Origin of the sequence: Ulvibacterium sp. (genome assembly GCF_965228935.1) — a bacterium.
Lineage (GTDB): Bacteria > Bacteroidota > Bacteroidia > Flavobacteriales > Flavobacteriaceae > Ulvibacterium.
Genome location: NZ_OZ245846.1, coordinates 4282105 through 4294751 on the forward strand (window position 1 = coordinate 4282105; position 12647 = coordinate 4294751).

Genomic DNA, 12647 nt, shown 5'->3' on the forward strand with positions numbered 1-12647 from the left:
ATTACAATTTTTCAATCTGTGTATAGTAGGATGGGATTATGCCTCCTTGGACATTGATGAAATTACTCTTTAATTTATAGCTTCCTTTTTTCAATTTTCCCTTCACAATTGCGAATGGTTTGTTATTGTCCACATCGACCTGAAAAACCATATCCCCCAATTCTACCACAGCCCTTGACGGATGTATTTTTTTCCCTTCCGGCAATCCATCCCTAAAGGGCGTTCCGGGAATTTCTTCCGCTATGGCATTTAATGATAGATTCGACTCGGGCGGATAACGATGCAATTGAAATTGGTAATCCCCGTCCTCCACTACTTTTATGTTATAGAATCCGTCCGGGGAAAGCTCGCCCTTACGAATTTGAACCTGGTTCCAAGGGAGCCCGTCAGTAGTATGCATATCGTGTATGGTAATCAACACCGGGTTTGCTCCGGAAGTCCCCAAAGGAATTTCGGCATACCTCACATCCAGTTCCACAGTTGACCACCATTTATCATAGAACGCCTGCATTTTGGAAACCACATCGGGATATTGTTCGGCAACATCGGTCTGCTGGCCCGGATCATCTTCTGTATTGTAAAGTTCAACACCGTTAACAAGACGCCATTTGGTGGACATTACACAGGGATACCTGCCTTTTAAGGGCCATTGGTTGCGCTGTGTATCCACTACCAGCATGCGATCCTTGGATTGTTCCTCTCCAGTGAGGATTTTTGCCATGCTGGTGCCATCCAGCGGGTTTTTGGGAGTATAGGGAATGCCAACCAAATCGGTCAATGTCGGCAGCAAGTCTACATGGGATACCAGCTCATTGGAGGCCGTTCCCTTAAGAATGTTGCCATTGGGCCAGCCCATAAAAAAAGGTACTTTATGTCCTCCATCGTAATTGCTTCCTTTAATTCCCCTAAGACCGGCATTGAACCCCAGCATTTTGTCATCTGCCGTTCGGGATATACCCAAAGCCGTACCATTGTCCGTGGTAAAAATTAATATCGTGTCGTCGAAAAGTTTCTTTTCCTTTAGATAGGCGACCAGTCTTCCAAAGTTATCGTCGATATTGGATACCATGCCGTAAAAGCGTTTTTGCTTTTCGGTCAAGTTGGCCTCCTCATACATTTTGGCATATTTTTCCGGGACATTGAAAGGGCCATGTGCCGCATTCGGGGCCAAATACAGAAAGAAGGGGGGGTTAACATCACGCCCTTGTAAAAAGTCCATCGCCTCGTTGAACCAAACATCCGTACAATACCCTTCAAACTTTTGGGGCGTTCCATTTCGGAAATAGGTATCGTCAAAATAGTCATTGTTCCAAAAGTCAGGCGTTTGTCCCACTCCCCCGCCTCCATGATAAATGGCATATGCAAACCCCCTATCGTGAGGACGAAAGGGATAGTTGTCCCCTAAATGCCATTTTCCGAACATAGCCGTGTCATACCCATTGTCGGCAAAGACCTCGGCAATGGTCTCTTCGGTTTCCAACAAAATAGAGCACCCGGCAATGGTATGCCAAGCATTATTAAGATTGGCGTTACGACCTGTCATAATACCGGCCCTCGTGGGTGCACATGTGGTACCTACATGAAAATTGGTCAGCTCCAAGGATTCGGTAGCAAAACGATCCAAATGTGGCGTTTTTGTGTAGGGATTACCATGATACCCCAAATCGCCATACCCCTGATCATCGGTTACAATAAGTATTACATTGGGCCTTTTGGATAAGGGTTCGGATACCGAGGCGTTTTCCTTACATCCCGAAACTATCAGCAAAAGGAAAAAAAATAGAAGGCTAGAGATAATATTAAAATGTTTCATAATGCCATTGTTATATGCCTGCAGCTTCATTTGTACTTTTCATTTTTGAGACGTATTCACTGGGAATTACCCCGAACTGCTTCTTAAAGCACTTGGAAAAATAGGAGGCCGTATTAAAACCGGTCATATACATAATTTCCTTGACGGAGAGATCACTACTTTCAAAAAGTTGCACAGCTCTTTTAAGGCGTACATTTCTAATGAATTCACTAGAAGATAATCCGGTCAATTCCTTGAATTTCAAATATAGGTTACTACGGCTTAATCCCATTTCCTTGACCATCATTTCCACATTAAAATCAGTATTCATCATATGCTTCTCAACAATTTCTATGGCCTGGTTCAAGAATTTTTCATCTGTGGAAGTCACGGTAACTTCGCCGGGCCGTATGGCGATATCCCTGTTGAATCGCTTGCGAAGCTCATTTCTTTGCTTCACTATATTCGCCAGCTTTAGCTTCAACAGTTCCATGTTGAAAGGTTTCGTCAAGTAATCATCGGCACCGGTTTTAAGGCCTTCCAACTTACTCTCTTCAGAAGATTTGGCCGTGAGCATTATTATTGGAATATGACTGGTCTCTTCCTGGGCCTTGATGGCGTTGCAAAATTCAATACCATCCATAACGGGCATCAGGACATCGCTCAAAATAACATTGGGCACTACTTTATTGGCAAGCTCCAATCCTTGTTTTCCATTTTCGGCTTCGCAGATCGTATATTGATTTCCCAATGACTGTCCTATAAATGCCCGTATATCCGGATTGTCATCAACAATGAGCAACACCGGTAGTTTTGATCTGGATTTTGATAAGCTCTCATCAACCAATTCATCGTTTATACCGATAGCAAAAGACTCGGCTACGGAAGAGCGTACCAAAAAGTCGTTCTCCGAGGCCTCCTTACAGGTAATCTCGTCTATATTAAGATAGGATTCTTTTTTAGCGGGCAATAGAATGGTAAATTCGGTTCCTCCACCAGGTTCGCTGGTAACATCGATACGACCTTGATGCAATTCTACCAGATCCTTGGTAAATGAAAGTCCGATGCCCATCCCTTCAGGATTCACTTTTTTACCTTCCTTTTCAACATAAAAACGTCTAAAAATTTCTTCCAACTTGTCCTTTTCTATTCCCGCTCCTGAATCCTTGATACGAATGGCCACGTAATCTACCTGTTGGAAGTTCTCCAATCCAATTTCAATTTTAATAGCACCATTTTCCGGAGTAAACTTAAAAGCATTGGACAATAAGTTATTGATTATTTTTTCCAAGGCCTCATGATCAAACCAAGATAACAGGTTTTCCTGGGAACTCTCAATTTTGAGTTGGATCATTTTTTTAAGTGCCAAAAATTGGAAGGGTTCAACGACTTCCTTTATAAAGGCAATGATATCCGTATTCCGCACTACCAATCGCATCTTGCCCTGATTGATTTTTCTAAAGTCCAATAGCTGGTTTACCAAACGAAGCAGATAATTCGTGTTTTTGTGCATCAACGTATATTGATCTTGAACCGCTTTTTGTCCCAGACTATTCCCGTTTTTTTGTAAATATTCCAAGGGGCCCTTTATAAGGGTAAGGGGAGTACGGAATTCATGGGAAATGTTGGTAAAAAACTCTAGCTTAACCCTTTGCAATTCTTCGTATTGCTCCTTTTCCATATGCTCCAGTTGCAATTGATGTTTTTCCGTGGTGCGTATAAACGTGTACCGCCAGAAAAGCAAAAGTAGACCTAGGGCCAACAACCCGTATACAACATATGCTATGGAGGTACGCCAAAATGGCGGGACGATCCTTATTCTCATTTCAGTTGGTGTTGGATCCCAAAGGCCGTCGTTGTTTGATGCCCTTACCCTTAACGTATATAAACCGGGAGCAAGGTTTGTATAGGTTGCGAACCGTTTGTCCGAAGAGGTCTTTATCCAATCTTCATCAAAACCTTCCAACATATAGGCAAATTTATTTTTTCTGGGAGCCGCGTAATGAAGTGCGGCAAATTCAAAGGAGAAACTATTTTCCTTGTACTTCAGCCGAATTTCATCCGAAAGGGCAATGGTCTTTTTTAAAATAGACCTACCATTGATTTTTTGGCCCACTGCAACGGATTGATTGGATATTAAAAAATCGGTTATGACCGTTTCGGCCATGGAATTGTTTTCCCGAATATCATCGGGATAAAAGGAATTGAAACCATTTACACCCCCGAAGAGCATTTCCCCATCCGCTCTTTTTAAACAGGCCAGTTCCTGAAACTCATTGCTTTGTAATCCATCATTTACATCATAATTGGTAAAAACCTCTTTTTTGGGATCGAACCTGGACAAACCCTGGTTCGTGGACAGCCAAAGATTGCCCGTTTCATCCTCCAAAATTCCTTTAATGACATTATTGGGCAGTCCATCGGATTCCAAATAGGAAATAAAGGTTTCTGGGCCACCATCTTTCGAAGGGATAAATCTGTTCAACCCTCCTCCAAAGGTCCCTATCCACAAATTCCCCGCACTACTCTCATATATGGCCAAAATATAATCGTGACTTAAACTTCTTGCGTTCCCGGGTACATTTTTAAAAACCTCAAAACGGGGTTTTATCTTGGTTTTTTCCGAAGGTTTCAATCTGCACAATCCGTTCCCGGTGGCAATCCAGATATTACCTTGGCTATCCTCAAAAACATTGCGAATGATATCGCTAGAAATACCTTCGGAATCTACAACACTGTTACTAAAAACATCCTTTTCATAATCATTTTCCTTGGGTATCCATCGCTGAAGCCCGCCTCCATAGGTTCCCACCCATAAAATCCCATCACTGTCCTTCAGAAGGGTAAAAACACTCTGGGCCACATCTGGAAAGGGATGTATATCACTGTCCTGAATTTTGCCGGGTTTATCAATGTTAAGTCGGTACAGCCCTGGAGTGCCTTCTACTCCGATCAATAAAGTCTTGCCGTCTTTTGTTCCGATCTCTTCCAAGGCAAAGGGTTTGGACACGGATTGAAAAATCTTGAAGTTGTCGTATGATCGATCGTTTTTCCCGGAGACCATCATATTAAGTCCCCCGCCTTCGGTACCTATCCATAGTGTCCCTTGACTATCCTCAAACATGACCCTGATCTTGTCATAACTAAGGCTATTGGGATCTAAAGTCTTGCGTACGTGCAAAAACTGTTTCCGTTCAGGATCGTATTTGTTGATGCCTCCCCCATTCGTACCTACCCAAATAATACCGCTGCGATCCAAAAACAGGGATTTAATGATATTCTTGCTTATACTACTTTCATCCAAGGGATTGTATACAAACTTGTCCAAAAGGTCAGGTAATTTATTGCCGGAAGCATTCTCAAAATAAAGAAGTCCGTTATAGGTACCGCCCCAGATATTTCCTTGGTTGTCAACAAGAAGTGTATTATAATTTCCTTCGGCTATCTTATGGACTTTGGCAAAGTCATGCCCTCCTTCCTGTATAAAAAGACCACTGTCCGAGCCTATTACAAGTCTTCCGAACTTATCCTGGGCGATACAGCCCACAATGACCTCGGGCAACCCTAAAGCTTCGTTCAGGGATCGAAAATAAATATCCCCGTTCTCGTCCCTGGACATTTTGTACAAACCGCCTACGCCACCAACGTATAACTGGTTTCTATTATCCTCAAAAACATCATATATCAGTTTTCCATCCCAACCTGTGCGATATGAGGCGTATTCCAGATGATACTTTTGAAACACCACTGAATCTTGGCCTTTGTTTAAATCCAGCATGTTGAGCCCGCTATTCGTACCGATCCACAACCTATTCCGATGATCTACGAACAAGTCGGATACATGATCGTTACCAAGACTTTCCATATTGCCTTCCTCATGGGTAAATGCCTTGAAAGTTTCCGTAGATCTATCAAAGAAATTCAGTCCACGACCCGTAGTCCCTATCCATAGATTCCCACTTCGATCATCAACTACATTATAAATGAGATTACTATTAATGCTTCCCTCTTTGTTTGTGTCAGGATTATAAACGGTAAAATCATAGCCATCGAACTTGTTGAGGCCGTCATGGGTACCGAACCACATAAAACCATGCTTATCCTGAAAAATACAGTTGATATCATTTTGGGAAAGCCCTTCATTGGTAGTAATGTGATCAAAGGAAACTTTGCCTTGCGACCAGCCTTCGCCAATATTTGTCACGAAAAGGACGCAGACAAGATTAACGGTTCGCAAAAAAATGTTGAAGGAGGTCATTTTCATATGTCGGTAAGAGAACGTATTAAATATACCAAATTATACCTCAGGCTCTTATGTTGATGAAATCAAAAAATGGATATAATTTTTCGATAGGGTATAAAACCCATTCTTTTGGGATTTTTGGTTTACAACCAAAACTCTGGAAAAAAACGTTCCAACAATATCATATATCATTCAAAGACTACAACAAATGATTCGCTCTAAAACACTGGTATGGCTATTGGCCTACAAAGTTGACCAAGGTCCCGATATGATCAATGCTAATACGGATTTCATCACCGACCAATAAGGTGAATTCATCAGGTGGAATAATGCCCGTGCCGGTCATCAAAAAGCAGCCCTTGGGAAAATTGCATTCCCGAAACAAAAAATCAACCAGTTCCGAATGCTTTCGCTTCATTTGGTCGATCATGATTTCAGAGGAAAACACGGTTGAGTTATTTCTTAAAATCTCAAGTCTTATTTTTGACTTTGGATCTATCGGACTGTCTGGTACATAAAGGCATGGCCCCAAACCGGCGCAACCTTCGTAAGTTTTGGCTTGGGGAAGATACAATGGGTTTTCGCCCTCAATACTCCGGGAACTCATGTCATTGCCTATGGTATATCCTTCAATGGTTCCTTCCGAGGAGATGAAGAGGGTAAGTTCCGGCTCCGGCACGTCCCAGCCTGAATCCTTTCGAATGCGTACCGTACCTCTATTTCCTACAGTACGTTGTGGGGTGGCCTTAAAAAAAAGTTCAGGTCGTTCGGCATCATACACGCGGTCATAGAACGTTCCACCACCCGCTTTTTTGGATTCTTCCATACGTGCTTCCTTACTACGCATATAGGTTACCCCCGAAGCCCATATTTCTTGGGCACCTATTGGAGTAACGGTATTTTGTAAAACATCTTTCTCCACCAGTGAAAAACCTTTGATGTCTTCCAACAAAGCCTTGTGTAGATTTTTTCGGTTGATGAAGGCATCCCATTCGTCAACTTCCCCAAAATAAAATGAATCTCCTATTTTTACTACGGCACCTTCCTCCGTCTTGTAAATTTGCATGTAAATTGATTTGTAGTATTCCTGCTAAATTTAATCGTTTTTTGGATACTTCTATATCAAACAACGTCTTTGTTTAGTTTTTAAACCATATTGTTTTATCTTGGGCGCCTAATCTATCGGAACATGATGTTCAACATTGCAAAAAAGGTGGCCGTCATCACTGGGGCCAGCGGCGCCTTGGCAGGAAGTATAGCCACTAGTCTTGCCGGAGCGGATGTAAAACTGGCCTTATTGACCAGAAAAAATGAGGCTTTGTGGAGCCTCGTAAAGGAAATTCGCACGAATGGTGGAGTTGCCCAGAGTTATGAGGCAGATATACTTTCGGAAGAATCCCTCCAATCCGTTAAGGAGGAAATACTGAAAGACTTCGGGAGAATCGACATACTGCTGAATATTGCAGGAGGCAACCTTCCGGGAGCGACCATTGCACCGGATAAGACGATTTTTGACATGTCCATGAGCGATTTCAAAAAAGTAACCGATCTAAACCTCAATGGAACGGTGCTTCCCTCCCTGATCTTTGGAAAAGTAATGGCGGAACAACAGGAAGGGGTAATCATTAACTATTCCTCAATGGCCGTAGATAGGGTCATAACACGGGTAGCGGGATATTCGGCCTCCAAGGCCGCCATGGAAAACTTTACGCGATGGCTGGCCGTTGAAATGGCTACAAAATTTGGAGATAAAATTCGCGTCAATGCCATTGCACCTGGATTTTTCATAGGAAAACAGAACAGGGAATTATTGACCAATCCTGACGGCTCCTATACGGAGCGTGGCAATGCCATTATCCGGAACACTCCCATGGGACGTTTTGGGGAAGCCGAAGAATTGAATGGTGCGGTACACTTTTTATGTAGTGACGCAGCGCGATTTATCACTGGAGTGGTTTTACCCATAGATGGTGGTTTTAGTACATATAGCGGGGTTTAGGAGGTTCAAGGTTCGAGGTTTAGAAGTTAAAGCAAATCAACTGACAATAATATAATTATGTTACAAACATGGCGATGGTACGGGCCTAGTGATCCCGTTAGCCTACAGGATATCAAACAGGCCGGCGTACAGGGCATTGTTACGGCATTGCACCACATTCCCAATGGGGAGATATGGTCGGTGGAAGAAATCCATACTCGAAAAAAGGAAATTGAAAAGTCCGGTCTGGTATGGTCCGTAGTAGAATCCCTGCCCATTCATGAAAGTATCAAAACACAAACGGGCGATTATAAACTGCACATAGAGAACTACAAAAAAAGCTTGGTTAATCTGGCGCAAAACCAAATTAAGATCGTTTGTTACAATTTTATGCCAGTGCTGGACTGGACGCGTACGAGCTTGGATTATCGTGTTTCGGACGACTCCAAAGCTTTGGCCTTTGAACACGATGCCCTGGCCGCTTTTGATCTCTTCGTGCTGAAACGACCTAATGCAGAAGAAACCTATACCGATGCCCGGATAAACAGTGCCAAGGCTTATTTTGACAAAATGTCCGAAACGGATATCTGGGAACTGGTAAAGACCATTATAGCGGGGCTACCAGGTTCCTCGGAGGGCTATCCTGTCCCTGGGAAAGGATATGATTTAAAAAAGTTTCAGGAAATTTTGGATACGTACCAAGATATTGGCGAGACCGAAATGCGAAATCATTTGGTGTATTTTTTACAGGAAGTGGTGCCGGTTGCCGAGGAACATGGGATTTTAATGTGTATTCACCCGGACGACCCACCGTTTTCCATTTTAGGGTTGCCCAGAATTATGGGTACCGAAGCGGATTATGCCCATATTTTTGAAAACGTACCATCCGTACATAACGGAATTACGTTCTGCACAGGTTCCCTAGGAGCCAGGGCAGACAACGATCTGGTACATATGATGGGGCGTTTTGCGGACCGTGTCCATTTTCTACATTTGCGAAGTACCCAACGTGATGATAAATCCGGTAATTTCTTTGAGGCCAACCATTTGGAGGGAAATGTGGATATGTATGGCATGGTCAAAAGTGTACTTACGGAAGAAAAAAGAAGAAAATCGATTGGAAGATCCGATTTTCAAATACCCATGCGGCCCGATCACGGCCATCAAATGTTGGACGATTTACACAAAAAGACCAATCCAGGATATTCCGCTATAGGACGCCTAAGGGGATTGGCCGAGCTTCGCGGTCTTGAAATGGGAATCAAAAAATCAATTCCAGAATTGATGGATTGACTTAATCGGCGAAATTAAAATAGTCCTTCGCATTTTGATAGCAAATATCGCTCACTATCTTTCCCAACCATTTTTCATCGGCGGGCAGTTCCCCATTGGTGACATCCTGACCGATAAGGTTACATAAAATCCGTCTGAAATATTCATGTCTTGGGAAGGACAGAAAACTTCGGGAATCGGTCAGCATACCCACAAAACAGCTTAAAAGGCCCATATTGGAAAGTGCGTTCATCTGCTTTTCCATACCATCTTTTTGATCTAAAAACCACCAACCGGAACCGAATTGCATTTTCCCTTTCATTGATCCATCATTGAAATTGCCCACCATGGTCGCCAATACTTCATTATCCGCCGGATTCAAATTGTATGCCACGGTCTTGGCCAATTCGTCCGTGCTGTCCAAATCGTTCAAAAATTCCCTTAGGCTCCTGGCCTGGGAAAAATCCCCAATGGAATCAAAACCTGAATTCGGCCCCAATTGGGTCAACAAACGTTGGTTGTTGTCGCGAATGGCCCCTAAATGAAATTGTTGGGTCCAGCCTTTTTTATGATAGCAGCGACAAAGAAACAAAAGGGTACGGCTTTTGAAATAGTGTATTTCATCGGTCGAAAGTGCCTTGCCTTCTTTTACTTTGGAAAACAGTTTTTCGCAATCATGCACGCCTTCCGCGTAATAATACATTTGTTCCAATCCATGATCGGACAGGCGGCATCCATTTTCATGGAAGTAATCGATACGATTTCGCAACGTATCCAACAAATCGGAATAGGAATTAATCGGTTTTCCCGTGGTGTTTTCCAACTTTTCCAAATAGGCAAAAAAAGCGGATCCACCTTCTATGGCAAAAGCATTATCTGGTCGAAAGGCAGGAAATACTTTAAAGCTCGTTGCTTTTTGTTCCAAAATGCTTTGATGATGCTCCAAGGAATCTATAGGTTCGTCCGTAGTACAGACTACTTCCACATTTTGTTGCTCCAATAAAGGGATGGTATGATGCGATGGTTCTTGCAGCATTGCAGTGGTCTTGTCATATATGGATGCGGCACTTTCCGAAGTCAATAGCTCCGTTACTCCAAAATAACGCTGCAATTCCAAGTGTGTCCAGTGATACAACGGATTTCTGACCGTATAGGGCGTGGTCTCTCCCCATTTTAAAAACTTATCCTTGTCCGATGCGCTACCGGTGATGTATTTTTCGTCGATTCCAAGTGTCCGCATAGCACGCCACTTGTAATGGTCCCCGGCGAGCCAGATCTGGCTTATGTTTTCAAAAACCCGATTCTGGGCTATTTCATGGGGAGGGAGATGATTGTGGTAATCCAGTATAGGGAGTTTTTTGGCATGGTCATGATATAAAATCTTTGCAAAATCATTGTTCAGCAAAAAATCATCGGTAATAAAGGTTTTCATATGCTATTAACTTCTCAACTTTTTAATCAAATCCAATGTTTTGCGAACACTGTTTTGCAGTTCCCCAAAATCTTTGTTGGCCAATATTTCTTTGCTAATAAGTTTGGAGCCCATACCCACGCAAGTCACTCCCGCATCGAACCAAGCCTTGAGGTTCGATTCTTCCGTACTTACCCCTCCGGTAGGCATGATGCTTGTCCAAGGTTGAGGGCCTTTGATCGCCTTTACAAAGCCTGGACCATAGGTAGAACCCGGGAAAAGCTTTATGATTTCGCAACCCATTTCCTCGGCTTTGTTTATTTCCGTAAGCGAACCACAACCGGGGGACCATAAGACTTTACGCCGATTGCAGACCAAGGCAATATCTTCCCGTAATGACGGTGTTACAATAAAATTGGCCCCCATCTGCATAAACAAGGATGCCGCCGCCGCGTCGGTAATGGAACCCACACCCATAATCATTCCTGGTAACTCCTTCACGGCATATTTGTTCAATTCCAAAAAAACCTCGAATGCGAAATCACCTCGTGCCGTAAATTCCAACAGGCGTGCACCACCATCGTAACAAGCCTTTAGCACCTGTTTTCCTAATTCAACATCAGGATGGTAAAACAGGGGAACCATTCCGGTTTCCTGCATTACACCAGCCACTTCTATTCTTGTATGTTGCGCCATGTTTCTCGGTTATTGGTTAGGTCCAAACTGTTATATCCAAATATTTTAAAATACCCCTATATCCTATAAATTATCTAGCTACCCTACCGGAGGCGTCGCCTCCCATGAGCTTTTGTACCTCGGCAACGGTAACCAGATTAGCATCACCTTTAATGGTATGCTTCAAGCAAGATGCAGCAACGGCAAAATTCAATGCGTTCTGGTCGTCATCGGGATATTGTAACAAACCATAAATTAAACCGCCCATAAAGGAGTCACCCCCTCCTACTCTATCCACAATATGTGTGATTTGATACTCCGGTGATTTAAACATGGTCTCCCCATCATACAACACCCCCGCCCAAGTATTGTGGGAAGCGGAAATGGAACCCCTTAAGGTAGTTATCACTTTTTTGGCATTGGGAAATTTTTTCATCATCTGTTGACAGACCGACAGAAATGCCTCCGCCTTAACATGTTCTCCCTGTGTAGTAATGTCCAATCCCTCTGGCTTGATGCCAAAATGTTTTTCGGCATCTTCCTCATTGCCCAAAATAATGTCGCAGTAAGAAGTTAATTCGGTCATAATTCCCTCAGGTTCAACTCCGTACTTCCATAATTTAGCGCGATAGTTTAAGTCCGTGGATACCGTTACGCCCTGTTTTTTTGCGGCTTTCACGGCTTCCAGGCAAACGTCGGCAGCACCTTGGGAAATTGCAGGGGTAATGCCTGTCCAATGAAACCATTCAACTCCCTCAAAGACGGCGTCCCAATCTATCATGCCTTTTTCTATTTCGGCCATTGCCGAATTCGCACGATCGTAGACGACCTTGCTACCGCGACTTACTGCACCGGTCTCCAAGAAATAGATGCCCAGACGGTCACCTCCAAAAACGATCTTATCCGTACCCACACCTCTTTTTCGCATTTCCATTAGGGCACATTCCCCAATATCATTTTTTGGCAATCGGGTGACAAAATCCACGGGAACCCCATAATTGGCCAAGGACACCGCAACGTTGGATTCCCCGCCACCATAGACGACGTCAAAGCTTGTGGTCTGGGAAAACCTTAAAAATCCAGGGGGAGAAAGGCGAAGCATAATCTCACCAAATGTAACTACTTTCTTCATGTATTCAATTGATTTTAACCGCTCGTAAAATTGAGCTATTTAAACAAGAAATCAAAATTACGATTTGCAAAAAAACTGGACGTATGATATGATCCATAAAATGGATCAAATAGGTAAACCTAACAATTCCGTTCTTTCCGTAGA

8 protein-coding genes are annotated in these 12647 nt (G+C 43.2%); 2 read left to right on the top strand and 6 right to left on the bottom strand.

Annotated elements, in window-relative coordinates; translation table 11 throughout:
• Window position 1: 1 nt before the first annotated feature.
• The 3 genes from ACO06Y_RS18155 to ACO06Y_RS18165 all read right to left on the bottom strand — a co-directional run bounded on the left by ACO06Y_RS18155 (window position 2) and on the right by ACO06Y_RS18165 (window position 7101).
• Window positions 2–1843 carry an arylsulfatase gene (locus ACO06Y_RS18155; RefSeq protein WP_422080431.1) on the bottom strand — a complete coding sequence of 614 codons (1842 nt, stop codon included), beginning with the start codon at window positions 1841–1843 and terminating at the stop codon, window positions 2–4.
• Window positions 1824–6050, bottom strand: a complete 4227-nt coding sequence (locus tag ACO06Y_RS18160) for a two-component regulator propeller domain-containing protein (protein WP_422080432.1) — start codon at window positions 6048–6050, stop codon at window positions 1824–1826. Before ACO06Y_RS18160 ends, ACO06Y_RS18155 begins: the two co-directional genes overlap by 20 nt.
• A 220-nt stretch (window positions 6051–6270) precedes the next feature.
• Window positions 6271–7101 carry a fumarylacetoacetate hydrolase family protein gene (locus ACO06Y_RS18165; RefSeq protein ID WP_422080433.1) on the bottom strand — a complete coding sequence of 277 codons (831 nt, stop codon included), beginning with the start codon at window positions 7099–7101 and terminating at the stop codon, window positions 6271–6273.
• A gap of 123 nt (window positions 7102–7224) precedes the next feature.
• Here ACO06Y_RS18165 and ACO06Y_RS18170 point away from each other — a divergent pair, with 123 nt between their 5' ends.
• Together ACO06Y_RS18170 and uxuA are read left to right on the top strand one after the other, a co-directional pair.
• A complete protein-coding gene (locus ACO06Y_RS18170) occupies window positions 7225–8034 on the top strand; it encodes an SDR family oxidoreductase (protein ID WP_422080435.1) in 810 nt (269 codons plus the stop codon).
• A gap of 57 nt (window positions 8035–8091) precedes the next feature.
• On the top strand, window positions 8092–9306 hold the full coding sequence (uxuA, locus tag ACO06Y_RS18175; RefSeq protein WP_422080437.1) for a mannonate dehydratase: 1215 nt from the start codon (window positions 8092–8094) through the stop codon (window positions 9304–9306).
• Window position 9307: 1 nt separating this feature from the next.
• Here the strand turns inward: uxuA and uxaC are convergent, their stop codons facing one another.
• The 3 genes from uxaC to ACO06Y_RS18190 all read right to left on the bottom strand — a co-directional run bounded on the left by uxaC (window position 9308) and on the right by ACO06Y_RS18190 (window position 12503).
• Window positions 9308–10717 carry a glucuronate isomerase gene (gene uxaC / locus ACO06Y_RS18180; RefSeq protein ID WP_422080438.1) on the bottom strand — a complete coding sequence of 470 codons (1410 nt, stop codon included), beginning with the start codon at window positions 10715–10717 and terminating at the stop codon, window positions 9308–9310.
• Between the two features lie 6 nt (window positions 10718–10723).
• Entirely contained in the window at window positions 10724–11392 is a 669-nt protein-coding gene (locus tag ACO06Y_RS18185; protein ID WP_422080439.1) for a bifunctional 4-hydroxy-2-oxoglutarate aldolase/2-dehydro-3-deoxy-phosphogluconate aldolase, read from the bottom strand.
• Window positions 11393–11462: 70 nt separating this feature from the next.
• Window positions 11463–12503: a PfkB family carbohydrate kinase gene (locus ACO06Y_RS18190; protein ID WP_422080440.1), complete on the bottom strand. Its 1041-nt coding sequence runs from the start codon at window positions 12501–12503 to the stop codon at window positions 11463–11465.
• Between the last annotated feature and the right edge of the window lie 144 nt (window positions 12504–12647).

What these genes read in the sequence shown, in the direction of transcription:
- ACO06Y_RS18160 (WP_422080432.1), bottom strand. Translation starts at nt 6,050, where the DNA reads ATGACCTCCTTCAACATTTTTTTGCGAACCGTTAATCTTGTCTGCGTC.
- ACO06Y_RS18170 (WP_422080435.1), top strand. Translation starts at nt 7,225, where the DNA reads ATGATGTTCAACATTGCAAAAAAGGTGGCCGTCATCACTGGGGCCAGC.
- ACO06Y_RS18190 (WP_422080440.1), bottom strand. Translation starts at nt 12,503, where the DNA reads ATGAAGAAAGTAGTTACATTTGGTGAGATTATGCTTCGCCTTTCTCCC.
- ACO06Y_RS18165 (WP_422080433.1), bottom strand. Translation starts at nt 7,101, where the DNA reads ATGCAAATTTACAAGACGGAGGAAGGTGCCGTAGTAAAAATAGGAGAT.
- ACO06Y_RS18155 (WP_422080431.1), bottom strand. Translation starts at nt 1,843, where the DNA reads ATGAAGCTGCAGGCATATAACAATGGCATTATGAAACATTTTAATATT.
- uxuA (WP_422080437.1), top strand. Translation starts at nt 8,092, where the DNA reads ATGTTACAAACATGGCGATGGTACGGGCCTAGTGATCCCGTTAGCCTA.
- uxaC (WP_422080438.1), bottom strand. Translation starts at nt 10,717, where the DNA reads ATGAAAACCTTTATTACCGATGATTTTTTGCTGAACAATGATTTTGCA.
- ACO06Y_RS18185 (WP_422080439.1), bottom strand. Translation starts at nt 11,392, where the DNA reads ATGGCGCAACATACAAGAATAGAAGTGGCTGGTGTAATGCAGGAAACC.